Genomic DNA, 17,236 nt, shown 5'->3' with positions numbered 1-17,236 from the left:
GTTCGGCACGGTCTGGGGGATCATGGAAGCGCTGCAAAGCATCGGTCTGACCGGTTCGGCCAGCCTTGAGGCAGTCGCCGGCCCCATTGGTCACGCGCTGGTTGCCACCGGCGTCGGCATCGCCGTCGCTGTGCCTGCGGTCCTGATCTACAACTTCTTTCTGCGCCGCCTCAAGCTGGCCGTTGCCGACATGGACGACTTCGCTCACGACTTCGACGCCCTCGCCCAGCGCAGTGCCTTTGCCGTATCCCGTCAACCTATCGCCAGCAAGCAAGGCCATGCCGTGCGGGAGGCAAGCTAATGTCGTTCTCCACTCAAGACAGCGATGAAGTGCTCAGCGAAATGAACGTCACGCCGCTGGTGGACGTGATGCTCGTGCTGCTGGTGGTGTTCATCGTCACCACGCCGCTGATGACCAACGCGATCAAGGTCAACCTGCCCAAGACCGATTCGGTCGCCCCGGCCGAGAAGAAGGACCCGGTGGTGGTCAGCGTCGATCAGAGCGGCAAGTTCTTTCTCGCCAAATCGGAAATCGCCCCCGAACTGCTGGAGAAAAGCCTGCAGGACGAAAAGGCCAAGGACCCGGACATCCGCGTCCAGTTGCAGGCCGACACCGACGTCAACTACGGCCAGGTGGCCAAGGCAATGGCGTCCATCGAGCGGTCGGGCATCACGAAGATTTCCGTCATGACGGCCAAATGAATTGAGGGTTTCGCCCGGCGAAACCCTCTGACCCGCCTCTCCTGAAACGGTTGTCCGTGGGCTGAAAAGCCCTTGGAGGGGAGCGGCTTGCTGGAAAACAACGCAGTGGAACTCCCGCACGGCACAACCGCGCAGGAACAGAGGGCTCACAAGGCCATTTCAATAATGTCTGGACCAAGTCGGAAATAACCATGCTGATGAATCTTCCCGGATACACCCTCAAGCCACTGGCCCTCGCGGTCCGCCGTCACCCTCGCGCGCTGCTGTGCGTCCTGGCGATGGGCATGAGCGGTGCCCATGCGGCTGACGCTGTCGAAGCAGACACCGCCACCGAGTCCGTATCCGCTGCCGCCGTCGTGCCAGCCACGACTCAGTTGCAACGCGTTGAAGTGACCGGTTCGGCGATTCGCCGGGTCGACGCCGAAACCGCCGTGCCAATCACTATCCTGCGGGCCGATGACCTGAAGAAACAGGGCGTGACCACCACCCAGGAAATGGTCCAGCGCATTACCGGCAGTCAGTCGATCAATAACAGCGCAGGCTCAATCGGTGCAGGCACAGGTGGCGCATCCTTCGCTGACATGCGCGGCATTGGTCCCAATAAGACACTGGTGCTGCTCAACGGACGCCGTCTGGCCAACAACGCTATATCAGGCGTCGGCTCGCCGAACGGCAGCGCGATCGACCTGAACATGATTCCGTTCGCTGCTATCGACCGGGTTGAAGTCTTGCGTGATGGCGCATCGGCGCTGTACGGCACCGACGCCATTGGCGGGGTGATCAACTTCATTACCAAGAAGACCCTCACCGATGGCTCCTTGACACTGGGCGGCGAAACCCCGACCCACAGTGGCGGCGGCGCGACCAAAGACATGAGCGCCAGCTGGGGCTTCGGTGATCTGGAAGAAGACCGCTTCAACGTGATGGGCGTGGTCAACTACAACAAGCAGCAGAACCTGGACGCCAATGACCGCTCGTTTGCACGTGATTTTGTACCAGGCCGCGGCCTCAACCAGACGTCCGGCACGGCGTACCCCGGCAACTATTTCCAGGGCGATAACTCTTCCAACCCGCTGGGCACTAACTGCTCCGGACCTAACCTGATCGCCCGCAATGGCATCTGCCGGTTCAGCACCCGCGAGTACATCGACCTGATTCCGCAGACCGAAAAGACTTCGTTCTTCGGCAAGGCCACCGGCAAGCTGGCCGACGACCACAACGTCAGCCTTGAATACTTCTGGGCGCGCAACAATAACCACACAGATATTGGTCCGGCACCGCTCACGGGCCTTTCTCTGGATTCGTCCTCGCCGTTTTATCCAGGCAACGGCATCACCCCGGCGCCGACTAATTTCACACTCGACCCCACGCAACCAGTCGACACCGCATGGCGCGAAACCGCAGCAGGACCTCGTGGTTCAAGTGACCAGAACACCAGCCAGCGCTTTCTGCTCAACTTCGACGGTCTGGTGGGCGGTTGGGATTACAACGTAGGTGCTTCCTACAACCAGAACAAGGTGCTGTCCACTCTGACCGATGGCTACGTCAGTGACGCGGCGATGATCAATGGCTTGGCCAACGGCGTGATCAACCCGTTCGGGCCGCAAACGGCGGCCGGTCAGGCGCTGATTGATGCCAACGAATACCACGGGCAATACTCCAGCGCCGTAGGCCGCGTGGCCGGAATCGACGGACGTATCAGTCGGGAGATTGGCGACTGGTTTGGCGCAGGCCCGGCTGGCTTGGCGCTGGGTGGCGAATACCGTAAAGAGAAGATGCATCAGCAGTACGAAGCCTTCGTCAACGACGTCAGCAGCCTGGGCGCAGACGCGGCGGGCAGCGTATCGGGTGAGCGCAGCGTGAAAGCCGAATACGCCGAGTTGAACGTGCCGGTGCTGGACAGCCTGGAATTGAGCGCAGCGGTTCGTCACGACAAGTACAGCGACTTCGGCAGCACCACAAACCCCAAATACTCGTTCCGCTATCAGCCAGTCAAGCAACTGGTGGTCCGTGGGGCCTACAGCGAAGGCTTCCGTGCGCCGTCGCTCTATGAGCTGTACGCGCCACGCAGCACGACGTTCAGCCAGGGTTATTACAACGACCCTGTGTTGTGTGCGGGCGGCACCGTGCAGCCCGGCGGCAACGCCGGCCGTGACTGTGCGCAACAGTTCCTCAATAACAGCGGCGGCAACACCGAACTGGCGCCGGAAAAAGCCCGTAACGTGACGCTGGGCTTCGTGTACCAGCCGGTCAGCAACCTCTCTATGGGCCTGGATTTTTGGTGGATTCACATTTCCAACCAGATTCAGTCGTTCCCCGAGTCGGCCGTCTTCGATGACCCGAGCACTTATGCCGATCGCTACGTGCGCAATGCTGACGGTTCTATCGCCAACATCGTGACCGGCAACGCCAACCTGGGGATCGTCAAGACCAGCGGTGTGGACGTCAGCCTCGATTATCGCTTTCCGAACACGCCTTATGGCCAGTTCGGTCTGGGCATGACCGGCACTTACGTGACCCGTTATGACTTCCAGAACATCATCGACGGCCCGTACACCGACAAGGTCGGCGACTTCCAGGGTGACGGTGTGATCGCACGCTGGAAGCACGTGCTGGTAGGTTCCTGGTCGTTGGGCAATACCCGCGCATCCATCACCAACCGCTTCACCACCGGCTACAACGATTACGACCGCACCACTAACGCACGGGTCGCCTCGTATGCGCTGTGGGACCTGTCGGTCGGGCACACTTTCGACAAGGTGCTGGACGTCGATGCGGGCCTGCGCAATATGTTTGACCGCAATCCGCCGTTCTCAAACCAGGCCTACAACTTCCAGTCCGGCTACGACCCACGTTACGCCGACCCGCTGGGCCGCACGCTGTTCGCACGCATGACGTATCACTTCTGAGGGTGAAGACGCGACCCACACCCGCTCCGTGGGTCGCGTCTGGTTTGCGAGCTCGCCCCCTCCGGCCACAGGTTCATCCACCTTCCCCGGCCGGAGGTCTTTTTCGCCGCATGGCGTCATAAGTGCGCACGAGGATAGCCCCATCATGTCGCGTCAAACCCGTTTTCTGCGACGCCTGCTGCTGAGCGTTGCGGTGTTGTGCACCTGCTGGCAGGTCGCGCTGGCCACGCCGACTCATGCCTTGACTGTCTATGGCGAAGCACCCAAATACCCGGCTGGCTTCAAGCACTTCGATTACGTCAGGCCGGACGCCCCCAAAGGAGGAACACTGACCCGCTCAGCCGAAGAAATCGGCCAGTTCAACTACCTCAACCCTTACGTCGATCAAGGCATCGGTGTCGTGCAGGTGGACACTTGGGTCAACTCGCCGCTGGCGTATCGGTCGCTCGACGAGCCGTATACGGTCTACGGACTGATCGCTGAAAAGATGGAAGTGGCCCCGGACGGTCTGTGGGTTCGTTTCTACCTCAACCCCAAAGCACGCTTTGACGACGGCCAGCCGGTCACTGCCGAGGACGTGCGCTACACCTTCGAATTGATGACCACCAAGGCCAGTTTCAGCTATCGCCCGATGTTCGCCGATGTGAAGGACGTGACCCTTGAAGGGCCGCTGCAAATTCGTTTCGACTTCAAGAACAACCTCAACCGCATGCTGGCCCTCGACATCGCCAGCCTGCACATCCTGCCGCAGCACTGGTGGAAAACCCGGGACTTCGCCAACGGCGGCGGTTTCGAGCCACCGCTGGGCAACGGGCCGTACCGCGTCGCCAAGGTCGATGCCGGACGCAGCGTGGTCTTCGAACGGGTCAAGGACTGGTGGGGCAAGGACCTGCCGGTCAGTCGCGGCCTGTACAACTTCGACACCCTGACCGTGAATTTCTACGGCGACACGGAAATCGCCCGGCAACTGCTGCAGGCCGGGGCGTTCGATTACAACCGGGAGTTTTCTTCGTCGGGCTTTACGGTGGGCTACAGCGGCCCGGCCATTGATGACGGGCGCTTGCAGAAAAACATCCTGGCCACCCAACGGCCTGTGGCTGCGCAGGGTTTTGTGTTCAATCAGGACAACCCGATCTTCAAGGACCGCCGCGTGCGACAGGCGCTGTCGATGCTGTGGGACTTCGACTGGATCAATCGCAGGGTGATGCGCAGTTTCTACCTGCGCCAGCAAAGCTATTTTCCGAAAAGCGAAATGGCTGCTACCGCACTGCCGGACGAAGCAGAGCTGAAGATTCTCGAGCCTTTGCGCGGCCAGGTCCCGGACGAGGTGTTCACCCAGGTCTATCAGCCGCCCAAGACCGATGGCAGCGGCTACATCCGCGACAAGCAGGTGCAGGCCCTCAAGCTGCTGGCCGAAGCGGGATGGCACCCCAGGAACAACAAGCTGGTCAATGCAGCGGGCGAGCCGATGGCGTTCAGCTTTCTCGACGGCCAGGGTGGCTTTGACCGTTTGATCCTGCCGTACAAGCGCACGCTGGCGCAGATCGGCATTACGCTGGATTTCCTGCGCATCGACTCGGCGCAGTACATCAACCGTCTCAATGCCCGCGACTACGACATGATCGTGGTCACCTTCCCGAAGAGCGGCAATCCGCTGATCTCGCCGGGCCGGGATCTGTACAACCTGTACGGCTCGCAAAGCGCCACCGAAGTCGGCAGTTCCAACGCGATGGTGCTGCGCAACCCGGCTGTCGACACCCTGATCGACGGACTGGTGGCCGCCAACAGCCGCAACGACATGGTGCATTACGCCCGTGCGCTGGATCGGGTGCTGCAGTGGGGTTACTACATGATCCCCAACTACTTCTCCAAGGGCACGCCGCTGGTGTACGCCAACCGTTTCGGCAGGCCCGACACCGCGCCTGTCTACGACGTCGGCCTGGAAACCTGGTGGCAGATCAGCCCGACAGCGCTCACCAACGCACAAGCCGCCGAGCTGAACGGCAAGACCCTCGCAGCGAAGGAGCATTGAGATGCTGGCATACGTAATACGACGCCTGCTGCTGATTATTCCTACGCTGCTGGCCATTCTGATTGTGAACTTCCTGATCGTGCAGGCCGCGCCCGGCGGGCCGGTAGAACAGGCTATCGCACGCATTCAGGGCTTCAGCCCCAACGGCGTAGGAGGTGGTGGCGGCGAAGTGGCCTCCAACGGCACCGCCAGCCGCAGCACACGCGGTCTGGACCCGGCGCTGATCGAGTCGATCAAAGAGCATTACGGTTTCGATAAACCGATGCACGAACGCCTGTGGCTGATGCTCAAGAACTACGCGCAACTGGACTTCGGCAACAGCTTCTTTCGCGGTGCGCCGGTGACCGAGTTGATCGCGCAGAAGCTCCCGGTGTCGCTGTCACTCGGGCTCTGGGCGACGCTGATCACTTACCTGATTTCCATTCCGCTAGGGATTCGCAAGGCAGTACGGCACGGCAGCGCGTTCGATGTGTGGAGCAGCACGCTGGTGATCATCGGCTACGCCACGCCTGCGTTTCTGTTCGCGATTCTGCTGATCGTGGTGTTTGCCGGTGGCAGTTATTTGAGCTGGTTTCCGGCGCAAGGGTTGTTCTCGGAAAACGCCGACAGCCTTGGCACCTGGGGCAAAGTGAAGGACTACCTGTGGCACTTGGTGCTGCCGGTCACGTCGCTGGTGATCGGCGGCTTTGCGACGCTGACCATCCTGACCAAAAACAGCTTTCTCAACGAGATCAGCCGCCAGTACGTGGTCACGGCGCGGGCCAAGGGGTTGACGGAACATCGCGTGCTGTACGGCCACGTGTTCCGCAACGCCATGCTGCTGGTCATCGCGGGAATTCCGCAGGCGCTGATCGAGGTGTTCTTCGCCGGTTCGCTGCTGATCGAAACCATTTTCGGCCTCGACGGGCTTGGGCGCATGAGCTACGAGGCGGCGGTGTCGCGGGACTACCCCGTGGTGTTCGGCACGCTGTTTCTGTTCACCCTGTTCGGCCTGCTGATCAAACTGGTGGGCGACCTGTGCTACATGCTGGTCGATCCGCGCATCGATTTTTCCGCGAGGAGCGCCTGATGTTCGAGTTCTCTCCCCAGAGCCAGCGACGCATGGCGCTGTTCAAGGCCAACCGGCGCGGCTGGTGGTCGTTGTGGGTCTTCGTCGGCCTGATGCTGGTGTGCCTGTGCGGCGAGCTGATCGCCAATGACAAGCCGTTGCTGCTCAGCTATGACGGCGAGCTATATTACCCGGCGTTTCACACCTACATGGAAACCGATTTCGGCGGCGAGCTGCCCTTCGAACCGGATTACAGCAGCGACTATGTGCGCCAACTGATCGCGGCGAAGAACGGCTGGATGATGTTCGCGCCGATTCCGTTCAGCTACGACACCATCAACTACGACCTGGAAGCGCCCTCGCCCAGCCCGCCCGACGGCCGCAACTGGCTGGGCACCGACGAACAGGCGCGTGATGTGCTGGCGCGGGTGCTGTTCGGCGCACGGATTTCGATTCTGTTTGCGTTGCTGCTGACCGCGATCAGCACCGTGATCGGGGTCTGCGCCGGGGCGATTCAGGGTTACTACGGCGGCATGACCGACCTGATCGGCCAGCGCATTCAGGAGATATGGTCGGGTTTACCCGTGCTGTACCTGCTAATCATTCTGTCGGGCTTCGTGTCGCCCAACTTTTGGTGGCTGCTGGGGATCATGGCGCTGTTCTCCTGGCTGTCGCTGGTGGACGTGGTGCGCGCCGAATTCCTGCGCGGCCGCAATCTGGAATACGTCAAAGCAGCCCGCGCGCTGGGCCTGACCGATGCCGCGCTGATGTGGCGGCACATCCTGCCCAACGCCATGACCAGCACCCTCACCTATTTGCCCTTCATCGTGACGGGGTCCATCGCCACCCTAACCGCGCTGGATTTTCTCGGCTTCGGCATGCCTGCGGGCAGCGCCTCGCTGGGTGAACTGATCGGCGAGGCCAAGCGCAATCTGCAAGCCCCGTGGCTGGGCCTGACCGCCTTCGTTGCGCTAGCACTGATCCTGTCCCTGTTGGTGTTCATCGGTGAAGCCTGCCGTGACGCGTTCGATCCCCGGAGCTGACATGCACGACAACCTGATTGAAATACGTGATCTGCGCGTTGCCTTCAACGGCCAAGAAGTGGTGCATGGCGTGAGCCTCGACATCCGGCGCGGGGAATGCCTGGCGCTGGTGGGCGAATCCGGCTCGGGCAAATCCGTGACGGCGCATTCGATCCTGCGCCTGTTACCGGGCAAGACGGTCAGCACCCAGGGCTCGATTCGCTACGACGGGCTGGATCTGGTCAGCGCCAGCGACAAGCAACTGCGCAGCCTGCGCGGCAACCGGGTGGCGATGATCTTTCAGGAGCCCATGAGCTCGCTGAACCCGCTGCACACGGTCGAGAAGCAGATTGGCGAAATCCTCGTCACCCACAAGGGCCTGAAGGGCAAAGCCGCCTTGAGTCGTACCGTTGAACTGTTGGAGCTGGTGGGCATTCGGGATCCGCTGTCGCGCCTCAACGCCTATCCGCATCAACTGTCAGGCGGGCAACGCCAACGCATCATGATCGCGATGGCCCTGGCCAACGAGCCGGACCTGTTAATCGCGGACGAGCCGACTACGGCGCTGGACGTGACCGTGCAGGTGAAGATCCTGGAGCTGCTCAAGTCCCTGCAACAGCGGCTGAACATGTCGCTGCTGCTGATCAGCCACGACCTCAACCTGGTGCGCCGCATCGCACAGCGGGTCTGCGTGATGCGTGAGGGCGAGATCGTTGAACAGGCTGACTGCGAGACCCTGTTCGATAGCCCGCAACACCCTTACAGCCAGTTACTGATCAACGCCGAACCCGACGGCGAGCCGGTGCCATCGACGCACAGCAACACGCTGCTGTCGGTACTGGATTTGAAGGTCTGGTTTCCGTTGGCGAAATCCTGGTTCAGGCGCGAGCCGCAGTATGTGAAGGCCGTGGATGGCGTGAGTTTCGAGCTGCTCAAGGGCAAGACGCTGGGCATCGTCGGCGAATCGGGATCGGGCAAATCGACCCTGGGTCAGGCCATTCTGCGGCTGGTGGATTCGGAAGGCAGCATTCGCTTCGGCAACAAGGAACTGAGCCTGCACAGCCAGCACTTGATGCGTCCGTTGCGTCGTCAGTTGCAGGTGGTGTTTCAGGACCCGTTCGGCAGCCTGAGCCCGCGCATGACCGTGGCGCAGATCATCGCCGAAGGGTTGGTCACGCATGGTATCGGTACGGCCAAGGAGCGTGAGCAAACGGTTATCCGCGTGCTGGGCGAAGTGGGGCTGGACCCGGCCAGTCGTCATCGCTATCCACACGAGTTTTCCGGCGGGCAACGCCAGCGTATTTCCATTGCCCGCGCACTGGTGATGGAGCCGGACCTGATCCTGCTGGACGAGCCGACCTCGGCGCTGGACCGCACCGTGCAGAAACAGATCGTCGCACTGTTGCGTGACCTGCAGGTTCGTCACGGGCTGACGTACCTGTTCATCAGCCATGACCTGGCAGTGGTACACGCCCTGGCGCATGACCTGATTGTTATCAAGGACGGCAAGGTGGTCGAACAAGGACCCTCACGCGAAATATTCGCCGCACCGCAGCAGGCTTACACCCAGGAGTTGCTGCGCTCATCAGGGCTGGTGTTCGCTTGAGGGCAACTTGCGGGCGCACCCATCGTGCCCGCGCTCTGATCCTCATAGAGAAATACGGTGCCGCCCGTGGGAGCGGACCGGGCGGCGCTCCGCTTGTCCGCGAATACTGCGTTTCTGGCGCTGTATCTCTTTCGGATGTACTCGCTTTCGCGGACAAGTCCGCTCCCACGGCCACAACGGTGCATCTTCAGATACATTGGCCGAACACAACGATCTCAAGCACACCGACCATGCCCGCGCTCTAAGTCACATGGGGTCAGTGGCGCAGCAGCTTGCGAAGGGGGACGCCGTCTTTCATGACTGGGGATTTGATCACGATGTAGCTGAAATACTTGGAAATGCCGATGTTCTTGTCGAGCAGCTCTTCGATCACTTCCTGATAGTGCTGGATGCTGCGGGTCATGAAGCGCACCAGGTAGTCGTAGCCACCGCTGATCAAGTGACACTCCAGCACTTCGTCCACATGGCGGATGTTGGCTTCGAACTTGGCGAAGTCTTCGCGTTTGTGGTCGCTGAGGGAGATTTCAGTGAATACCGTGACCGACTCGGTGATCTTCGCCAGATTCAGGTGCGCTTTGTAGCTGGAGATGTAACCCGCCGACTCCAGACGTTTAACGCGTTGCAGGCAGGGGCTCGCTGAAAGCCCGACGGCATCGGCGAGGCTGACGTTGGTCATGCGCCCGTCTTTCTGGAGCTCTACCAGGATATTGATATCAATCCGATCCAGTTTGACCAAGCCTTCCATTACCTACCTCGTGTTGTGCCGTTCACAGTGCCTACCTTCTAGCAAAATCAGCGCCGTAAGGACAGCTGATGCTGAGCGACAAGGTCGGCCATGCTGTTGATGCAGAGGTCGGCAGTGCATGGCTGGCGATGCTGCGCCCGGTTTCGGCGAATCAGGCAAAGTCCGCCCCCTTCCAGTGCAATGGCTGGCGGACGAGACACCATCAGGGTTTCAACAGCATCCAGGCCCATCTCGGCCAGCCATTGCGGGTCGTCCAGTGGATGGGTCGTCAGCGACAACAGACTGTCGGGCTCAAGCCCCAACCGCTCGCACAATAGCCCGCGATCCTGCAGATCACGGTCAGCATAGACCAGCAAACGGTAAAACTTGCGCAAGTACAGCATGGCACCCGGCGCATCCTCGAACAGCGTCCAGGCCGGCACTGAGCGCGCGAAGGTCATGCCCTCCTCCCAACTGGTCTTGATGCCCAGCCGCTCAGCCAACTGACGATGCGCAAAACATAACAGGCCGCTGAAACCCAGCTCGTCGAAACGCGGATAAAGGGTGCCAATGACGGTGTTGAACTCGGCAAGCGCATGCTCCCTGTCGGGTGCGCCGGACACGTTTTCCAGCAACGGCTGCAACGCCGTCCACACGCCGGAGTCCCGATCCACCAGAACTTCATCACAATCGATCAGCAGTGCGCGGTAATCAATAAGCCCCATGGCAGGCAACGTCTCCTTTCCAACGGCAGAACCTCAATGCCCGGACGCTGCGTCTTGCGACACAACGACCGGACCTGGGCTCAGTTGGATTTCAATACTCGTGCCAGCGCGGCGTCGAGAATGGTCATTGCTTCATCAATCTGTTGCTCGGTGGTCACCAGCGGTGCCAGGAAACGCAGCACGTTGCGGTACACGCCGCACTTGATCACCAGCAGGCCGCCGATGCGTGCCTGATCAATGACTTTCGAGTTGAGGTCGGCATCCGGACTGCGCTCGGCGTCGCTCTTGACGAATTCCATCGCGAGCATGAAGCCGGTGCCACGCACATCACCGATCACGCTGTAACGCTCTTTGAGCTTGAGCAGGCCGGCACGCAGGTGCTGACCCAACTGCTCGCCACGTGCCAGCAGGTTGTCCTGTTCGTAGGTGTCGATCACCGCCAGCGCAGCGGCGCAGGACAGCGCATTACCCCCGTAGGTCCCGCCCAGACCGCCCGGAAGCGGTGCATCCATGATGTTGGCACGACCCACCACACCCGACAGCGGCATGCCACCCGCCAGGCTCTTAGCGACGGTGACCAGATCGGGCTGGATACCGGCGTGCTCGAAACCGAACCATTTGCCGGTACGACCGAAACCGGTCTGGATTTCATCCAGAATCAGTACGATGCCGTGTTGCTCGGTCAGGGTGCGCAGCGCTTTGAGGAACTCGACCGGTGCGGTCAGAAAACCACCATCGCCCTGCACAGGCTCGATGAGAATCGCCGCCACGCGGTCAGGCGCAACCTGAGTTGCCAGCAGTTCGTGCAGTGCGGCCAGCGCCATATCACTGGTGACACCACGATAAGCGTTCGGGTATGGCGTGTGGAAAATCTCGGGGGCCATCGGGCCGAAGTTCTGTTTGTACGGCTGGCTCATGCCGGTCAGCGTGGTGCCCAGAAGCGTACGGCCGTGAAAACCGCCACGAAACGAAATCACGGCCGGACGGTTGGTGTGAGCCCGGGCGATCTTCACCGCGTTTTCGACCGCTTCTGCACCCGAGGTGAAGAACACCGCCTTGTGGTCGATACCGCTCTGACCGGCCACCAGCAGACTCAGGCGTTTGGCCAGGTCAACGTAAGGCTGGTACGACGCGACCTGAAAGCACGCATGAGTGACCTTTTCCAGTTGTCCCTGAATGGCCTTAACCACGTTCGGGTGGTTGTGGCCGATATTCAACACGCCGATACCGCCCACGAAGTCCAGGTAACGCTTGCCGTCGACATCCCACAGCTCGGAACCCTGCGCACGGTCGATCACCAACGGGTGAGCCGTGACGATGCCACGCGGCACGAACTGATCACGCTGACGGAGCAGATGAGGTGTTTCGTCGACTTTGCTGTTCATGGTTTTACCTATAGTGAGCCAGGCAACCGGCGGGTGGCTGCGATGCTGTTCAGGTTAAGCGTTCGGCGAAATGATCTACGCCGAACTTCGCCTCTCAGAAATCCATATCCACTGTTTTTTACCGTGCAAACGGCAGATTCCTTCAAGCCCTCAAAGGCCCGGTTAATCTGCCGCAAAACGCCCTTTTTCAGTGTGCAGACCGCTTGAGAACGGGTGTTTCGACAGATCGTGCTTCGCGGTTGCGGCAAGATGGAACCCCACTCTCATCCTCAGGAAAAGCCCATGCCCGCCTTCCTTTACAAAGCTGATCCTGCACGCGCCGAACGCTGGCGAGTGTTGTTCGCCGAGCACGCGCCGGATATCGAATGGCGGGAATGGCCGAATATCGGGAACCCTGACGACGTTCATTACCTGGGCGCGTGGCTGGCACCGGACGATCTGCAACAGGTGCTGCCGAACTTGAAAGTGCTGTTCGCCCTGTCGGCGGGCGTCGATCAACTGGACCTGAGCCGCATCCCGAAGTCGCTGCCCGTGGTGCGGTTGCTGGATCCGGGGATCAGCCGAGGCATGTGCGAATACGCGACCTTTGCCGTGCTCAGCCTGCACCGCGACATGCTGCGCTATCGGCAACAGCAGGTCGAAGGACACTGGAAGGCGCATCCACTGATTCCTGCGCACAAGCGTCGTGTCGGCGTCATGGGGCTGGGCCTGCAAGCGCAGCAGATTCTGTCGAGCCTCAAGCCGTTCGGTTTCGAGCTGTCCGGCTGGGCACGCAGCGAATATCGCATCGAGGGCGTGACCTGCCATGCGGGGGAGGAACACCTGCCGACCTTTCTTGGCCAGTGCGATATTTTGCTGTGCGTGCTGCCATTAACCGGGCAAACCGAAGGCATCCTCAATCGCACGCTGTTTGCGCAACTGCCCCAAGGCGCTGCACTGATCAATATGGGACGTGGCAGGCATCTGGTGGAAAACGATCTGCTGGCAGCGCTGGACAGCGGCCAACTCAGCGCGGCGGTGGTGGATGTTCTGCAGCAGGAACCCGCGCCTGTGGATCATCCTTTCTGGGGCCATCCGAATATCCTGATGACACCTCACGTAGCGGCCATGACCCAGCCGGAAAGCGCATTTCCAGGTCTGCTGGATAACATCGAACGTTTCGAGCGCGGCGAAGCCATGAACGGCCAGGTGGATCGCGGCCAGGGTTACTGAACGTTCAACCGCTTCGCTTACCGACAGGCAGAGAGGGTTTGCCTTACAATGGCGCTCGTTCAACCGAGAGCCTTGTCATGACCCGCACCGCCGCCCCGCGCAAACCCCGAGCACGCAGCCAGGCCAGGATCGACGCGATCCTGGACGCAGCCCGCGCGCTGCTTGCATCGGAAGGGGTCGCCAGCCTGTCGATCTACAGCGTGGCCGAACGAGCGGGCATTCCGCCTTCGTCGGTCTATCACTTTTTCGCCAGCGTACCTGCGCTGCTGGAAGCGCTGACCGCTGACATTCACGCAGCCTTTCGAGCGTCCTTGCAAGCTCCCATCGAACATGACTCGCTCGATAGCTGGCACGACCTGTCGCGGGTGGTCGAGATGCGCATGCTGGATATCTACAACGCCGACGCCGCCGCCCGCCAGTTGATCCTTGCGCAACACGGCCTGACCGAAATCAACCAGGCCGACCGCCAACACGACATCGAACTGGGTCACTTGATGCTGGAGGTGTTCAACCGCCACTTCCACCTCCCCGCACTGCCGGACGATGTGGATGTGTTCGCACTGGCGATGGAACTGGGCGACCGCGTGTATGCCCGCTCCGTCCAACTGCACGGCGAGATAACGCCGCGCATGGCGGTAGAGGGAATGCGGGTGTTTGATGCGTATGTGGGGTTGTATCTGCCGCCGTTTCTGGTGAAAAAAACTGTTTTGGTTGGTGATTGATTCTGCGTTCAGGTCATCGCTAGACAGGCCACGCGCAAACACATCATGTTAAAACGGAGCCTCTGACGCATGAGGCAATACAATTTCTTCACCCGCTCTTATATTTCTTATTGAAACAGCCCTGTAGTACCGCTCCTGTATGACAACCTCCATTTCACGCGTGCTCCGGTATGTCAGGCCGCCAGCGCCCATGAGGCCATAACGGTAAGCTCGACCACTGATTCTCGCGGGATAGTGGCTCATGTACACGCCATAAGTCTTTGGCTTAGCGCCAGTCGCAGTAGCGGCAACCTGCGCAAAATCATCTGCTATATGTCGAGTCAGCGATAAATAGAAGCCTCTACCCTCACTCAGGCCCGCTGAGCTGTTCATGAATGAGGAGTCAAGACCTCGCATGAGGAATGCGCCGTTCTCCTGCGTCGAACCGTGAAACCCTATCAATGTTTTTAGCTGATTGAACTCATCTGAAGACGGTCTCAGATCAGGCAGGGAGCGAGCTCTGGCGACTCCACTGCTCACTCTGGCGGATGACTCACCGACATGACTAAGCCGATCAATCATTTTCCCCCTATGCCTTGAACTTCGACCAACGATTTTAGCTAACAGACTTCTTACCCGCGCCCATCCGGAAGCATGGCCAGTGGGATCAACCTTGTTGACTGGATCCATCCCGCAGTACGCATACGTATTTACTCCTCCTTTGCCAAAAGGGCTAAGGCTGTCCGGGCTGTTGAATCGCATTAACTCCGGATTGAACGCACGGTAACCATTGCCCAACAGGTAATGTCCGGTCACCGGATCGCAGTGTTCACCATTGAAACCCATTAACGCGGGCAGGCCGCTCTCTGAGTGATGATGCCCATACGGCGTATAAACCGACGATTTCACTTTGGAGTCGGCTACTGTTTGCAGCACCGAGCGCTGTTGATCTGTCGCCAGAAGGTCGGTGGTACTCTCGTCGGCGATACGCTGTACCTGGGCGAGCAACATGCCCTCGCAGTGGAAAATACTGCGCTGCACAGCGCTTTCAATGAAAGTCGCCAAGCGTTTCTTCTGGTAAAAGCGCAGCACATCCGGCTGGGCAGCTGGAGTGCTGCTCGCCAGACGATCCAATGCGTCGTAGCGATAGCGGCATGAAGAGGCCATGTCGAGTCCTCCAGAAGAAATGAGCCACTAGCATGCTGCAAACTTTACGCGACGTGTACCTGACAGAACTGCCAGCTCCAGGCGTAAAAAACCCCGAAGGGTCTTCACCGTTCGGGGTCGGGTGTGGATGCATGTTCACAGCTTGGCGATCGACACCTCGGTGGATTTTACGAAGGCAATCACTTCGCTGCCCACGACCAGTTCCAACTCCTTGACCGAACGGGTGGTGATCACCGACGTCACAACGCCGGAAGCGGTCTGTACGTCGATTTCGGACAGTACGTCACCGTGAACGATTTCCTTGATGGTGCCTTTGAACTGGTTGCGAACGTTGATGGCTTTGATAGTCATGGCATGTCTTCCTGTGGGGATTTGGATTAGGTGGCCCAGCGCAGTTGCGTGGGCAAGGGTGAAGAAGGTTCGGGTTCAGGCGGCGAGCCGGGAATGGCCAGCACCTGATTGAGGACTTCGGTTTCCAGCGCCGCAAGACGATGCGAGCCACGTGCTCTGGGGCGTGGCAGATCGACCAGCAGGTCGAGGCCGATACGCCCTTCTTCGATCAGAATCACGCGGTCGGCAATGGCCACCGCTTCGCTGACATCGTGGGTGACCAGCAGTACGGTGAAGCCGTGCTGGTGCCAGAGTTTTTCGATCAGTTGCTGCATCTCGATGCGCGTCAACGCATCCAGTGCACCTAGCGGTTCATCAAGCAACAGCAGGCGCGGCTTGTGAATCAGGGCCCGCGCCAGTGCGACGCGCTGCTTCTGACCGCCAGACAGCGCCGCTGGCCATTCATGGGCACGCTCGGCCAGACCGACCGCTTCGAGGGCGTCGAGCGCCTGCCCACGCCAGTCGCCGGTCAGGCCGAGACCCACGTTGTCGATGATCTTTTTCCACGGCAGCAAGCGAGCTTCCTGAAACATCAGGCGGGTGTCTTCGCGGGCATCGCCAAGCGGTGCGGAGCCAGCCAGCAGTTCGCCCTGAGTCGGGCTGTCGAGCCCGGCCAGGAGGCGCAACAAGGTGCTTTTGCCACAGCCGCTGCGGCCCACGACGGCCACGAACTGCCCGGCCGGAATGTGCAGGTCGATGTCCTTGAGCACTTCACGCGAGCCGAACGCTTTCTTGATGTTCTGGATCGCCAGCGGAATACCACGCAGCAGGTGCGCCGGTTGTTGTTTCAGATTGCTCATGCGGCACCGCCTTTGCTGACTTGATAGGCCGGATGCCAGCGCAGGCAGACCCGTTCCAGACCCCGAGCCGCCAGATCGGCCAGTTTGCCGAGCACGGCGTACAGCACAATCGCCAGCACCACGATGTCGGTTTGCAGGAATTCACGGGCATTCATGGCCAGATAGCCAATGCCGGAGCTGGCCGAGATGGTTTCAGCCACGATCAGCGTCAGCCACATGAAGCCCAGCGCGAAGCGCACACCGACCAGAATCGACGGCATGGCCCCGGGCAGGATCACGTGGCGGAACAGGCTGAAACCGGACAGACCGTAGCTGCGCGACATTTCTACCAGCGCCGGGTCGATGTTGCGAATGCCGTGGTAGGTGTTCAGGTAGATCGGAAACAGCGTGCCCAGCGCCACCAGAAATATCTTGGCCGTCTCATCGATGCCGAACCACAGGATCACCAGCGGAATCAGCGCCAGATGCGGCACGTTGCGAATCATCTGCACCGAGCTGTCCAGAAGGCGCTCGCCCCACGCGCTCAGGCCGGTAATAAAACCTAGCGCCAGGCCGATACCGCCGCCGATGGCAAAACCGAGGCCGGCGCGCCAGCCGCTGATGGCCAGGTGGGTCCAGATTTCACCGCTGGACACCAGCGTTACACCCGCCTCAATGACCGCGCTGGGTGCCGGAAGAATGCGCGTGGACAGCCAGCCGGCGCTGACCGACAACTGCCAGACCGCCAACAGCAGAACAGGCAGCGCCCAGGGGGCCAGTCGATGGATGATGCGTTGCGAAGCGCTTAGGCTCATGGAGTGGTCTCCTCGAAGG

General features: G+C 60.4%; 16 protein-coding genes. 9 read left to right on the top strand and 7 right to left on the bottom strand.

All coding sequences use genetic code 11. The features are described from left to right. From ALP40_RS24985 to ALP40_RS24955, 7 genes are all read left to right on the top strand, one after another. Nucleotides 1–301 (top strand): MotA/TolQ/ExbB proton channel family protein (locus ALP40_RS24985; protein ID WP_147478356.1); only part of this gene is annotated, 301 nt, incomplete at its 5' end. Next, entirely contained in the window at nt 301–702 is a 402-nt protein-coding gene (locus ALP40_RS24980) for a biopolymer transporter ExbD (protein ID WP_004880470.1), read from the top strand. The genes ALP40_RS24985 and ALP40_RS24980, both read left to right, overlap by 1 nt. A 191-nt stretch (nt 703–893) precedes the next feature. Continuing rightward, nucleotides 894–3,611: a TonB-dependent receptor gene (locus tag ALP40_RS24975; protein ID WP_183136089.1), complete on the top strand. Its 2,718-nt coding sequence runs from the start codon at nt 894–896 to the stop codon at nt 3,609–3,611. Between the two features lie 145 nt (nt 3,612–3,756). Continuing rightward, nucleotides 3,757–5,643, top strand: coding sequence for an extracellular solute-binding protein (locus tag ALP40_RS24970; RefSeq protein ID WP_122210802.1), 1,887 nt, complete (start codon nt 3,757–3,759; stop codon nt 5,641–5,643). A gap of 1 nt (nt 5,644) precedes the next feature. Further along, complete coding sequence (locus tag ALP40_RS24965) at nt 5,645–6,712, top strand: microcin C ABC transporter permease YejB (RefSeq protein ID WP_122210801.1); 1,068 nt, start codon at nt 5,645–5,647, stop codon at nt 6,710–6,712. Continuing rightward, nucleotides 6,712–7,734 carry an ABC transporter permease gene (locus ALP40_RS24960; RefSeq protein ID WP_122210800.1) on the top strand — a complete coding sequence of 341 codons (1,023 nt, stop codon included), beginning with the start codon at nt 6,712–6,714 and terminating at the stop codon, nt 7,732–7,734. Before ALP40_RS24965 ends, ALP40_RS24960 begins: the two co-directional genes overlap by 1 nt. A gap of 1 nt (nt 7,735) precedes the next feature. Next, on the top strand, nt 7,736–9,319 hold the full coding sequence (locus ALP40_RS24955) for an ABC transporter ATP-binding protein (RefSeq protein WP_122210799.1): 1,584 nt from the start codon (nt 7,736–7,738) through the stop codon (nt 9,317–9,319). Between the two features lie 256 nt (nt 9,320–9,575). On the opposite strand, the gene ALP40_RS24950 is transcribed toward ALP40_RS24955, so the two are convergent. The 3 genes from ALP40_RS24950 to gabT form a co-directional block, all read right to left on the bottom strand. Next, the gene (locus tag ALP40_RS24950) at nt 9,576–10,064 is read right to left on the bottom strand and encodes an Lrp/AsnC family transcriptional regulator (protein WP_002555947.1); all 489 of its coding nucleotides are present in this window, start codon (nt 10,062–10,064) and stop codon (nt 9,576–9,578) included. A 47-nt stretch (nt 10,065–10,111) separates the two neighbouring features. Next, nucleotides 10,112–10,768 carry an HAD family hydrolase gene (locus tag ALP40_RS24945; protein WP_122210798.1) on the bottom strand — a complete coding sequence of 219 codons (657 nt, stop codon included), beginning with the start codon at nt 10,766–10,768 and terminating at the stop codon, nt 10,112–10,114. An 80-nt stretch (nt 10,769–10,848) separates the two neighbouring features. Beyond that, nucleotides 10,849–12,153, bottom strand: a complete 1,305-nt coding sequence (gene gabT / locus ALP40_RS24940) for a 4-aminobutyrate--2-oxoglutarate transaminase (protein WP_122210797.1) — start codon at nt 12,151–12,153, stop codon at nt 10,849–10,851. Nucleotides 12,154–12,435: 282 nt separating this feature from the next. Here gabT and ALP40_RS24935 point away from each other — a divergent pair, with 282 nt between their 5' ends. Together ALP40_RS24935 and ALP40_RS24930 are read left to right on the top strand one after the other, a co-directional pair. Next, nucleotides 12,436–13,365: a glyoxylate/hydroxypyruvate reductase A gene (locus tag ALP40_RS24935; protein ID WP_122210796.1), complete on the top strand. Its 930-nt coding sequence runs from the start codon at nt 12,436–12,438 to the stop codon at nt 13,363–13,365. Nucleotides 13,366–13,442: 77 nt separating this feature from the next. Further along, the gene (locus tag ALP40_RS24930; protein ID WP_122210795.1) at nt 13,443–14,087 is read left to right on the top strand and encodes a TetR/AcrR family transcriptional regulator; all 645 of its coding nucleotides are present in this window, start codon (nt 13,443–13,445) and stop codon (nt 14,085–14,087) included. 48 nt (nt 14,088–14,135) lie between these two features. Here the strand turns inward: ALP40_RS24930 and ALP40_RS24925 are convergent, their stop codons facing one another. The 4 genes from ALP40_RS24925 to ssuC all read right to left on the bottom strand — a co-directional run bounded on the left by ALP40_RS24925 (nt 14,136) and on the right by ssuC (nt 17,217). Then, nucleotides 14,136–15,233, bottom strand: coding sequence for an RHS repeat-associated core domain-containing protein (locus ALP40_RS24925; protein ID WP_122210794.1), 1,098 nt, complete (start codon nt 15,231–15,233; stop codon nt 14,136–14,138). Between the two features lie 135 nt (nt 15,234–15,368). Further along, nucleotides 15,369–15,584 carry a molybdopterin-binding protein gene (locus ALP40_RS24920; protein WP_002555770.1) on the bottom strand — a complete coding sequence of 72 codons (216 nt, stop codon included), beginning with the start codon at nt 15,582–15,584 and terminating at the stop codon, nt 15,369–15,371. 26 nt (nt 15,585–15,610) lie between these two features. Then, a complete protein-coding gene (ssuB, locus tag ALP40_RS24915; RefSeq protein WP_122210793.1) occupies nt 15,611–16,423 on the bottom strand; it encodes an aliphatic sulfonates ABC transporter ATP-binding protein in 813 nt (270 codons plus the stop codon). Continuing rightward, a complete protein-coding gene (gene ssuC, locus ALP40_RS24910) occupies nt 16,420–17,217 on the bottom strand; it encodes an aliphatic sulfonate ABC transporter permease SsuC (protein WP_122210792.1) in 798 nt (265 codons plus the stop codon). Before ssuC ends, ssuB begins: the two co-directional genes overlap by 4 nt. Between the last annotated feature and the right edge of the window lie 19 nt (nt 17,218–17,236).

Source organism: Pseudomonas viridiflava (assembly GCF_003702045.1).
GTDB classification, from domain to species: Bacteria; Pseudomonadota; Gammaproteobacteria; order Pseudomonadales; family Pseudomonadaceae; genus Aquipseudomonas; species Aquipseudomonas viridiflava_C.
Note: the sequence above shows the minus strand (reverse complement) of the source record. Positions and strands in the feature narration are given on the sequence as shown.

Coding starts and splice junctions, on each gene's coding strand:
- ALP40_RS24980 (WP_004880470.1), top strand. CDS start 301: ATGTCGTTCTCCACTCAAGACAGCGATGAAGTGCTCAGCGAAATGAAC.
- ALP40_RS24950 (WP_002555947.1), bottom strand. CDS start 10,064: ATGGAAGGCTTGGTCAAACTGGATCGGATTGATATCAATATCCTGGTA.
- ALP40_RS24970 (WP_122210802.1), top strand. CDS start 3,757: ATGTCGCGTCAAACCCGTTTTCTGCGACGCCTGCTGCTGAGCGTTGCG.
- gabT (WP_122210797.1), bottom strand. CDS start 12,153: ATGAACAGCAAAGTCGACGAAACACCTCATCTGCTCCGTCAGCGTGAT.
- ALP40_RS24965 (WP_122210801.1), top strand. CDS start 5,645: ATGCTGGCATACGTAATACGACGCCTGCTGCTGATTATTCCTACGCTG.
- ALP40_RS24925 (WP_122210794.1), bottom strand. CDS start 15,233: ATGGCCTCTTCATGCCGCTATCGCTACGACGCATTGGATCGTCTGGCG.
- ALP40_RS24920 (WP_002555770.1), bottom strand. CDS start 15,584: ATGACTATCAAAGCCATCAACGTTCGCAACCAGTTCAAAGGCACCATC.
- ALP40_RS24960 (WP_122210800.1), top strand. CDS start 6,712: ATGTTCGAGTTCTCTCCCCAGAGCCAGCGACGCATGGCGCTGTTCAAG.
- ALP40_RS24975 (WP_183136089.1), top strand. CDS start 894: ATGCTGATGAATCTTCCCGGATACACCCTCAAGCCACTGGCCCTCGCG.
- ssuB (WP_122210793.1), bottom strand. CDS start 16,423: ATGAGCAATCTGAAACAACAACCGGCGCACCTGCTGCGTGGTATTCCG.
- ALP40_RS24945 (WP_122210798.1), bottom strand. CDS start 10,768: ATGGGGCTTATTGATTACCGCGCACTGCTGATCGATTGTGATGAAGTT.
- ALP40_RS24935 (WP_122210796.1), top strand. CDS start 12,436: ATGCCCGCCTTCCTTTACAAAGCTGATCCTGCACGCGCCGAACGCTGG.
- ssuC (WP_122210792.1), bottom strand. CDS start 17,217: ATGAGCCTAAGCGCTTCGCAACGCATCATCCATCGACTGGCCCCCTGG.
- ALP40_RS24955 (WP_122210799.1), top strand. CDS start 7,736: ATGCACGACAACCTGATTGAAATACGTGATCTGCGCGTTGCCTTCAAC.
- ALP40_RS24930 (WP_122210795.1), top strand. CDS start 13,443: ATGACCCGCACCGCCGCCCCGCGCAAACCCCGAGCACGCAGCCAGGCC.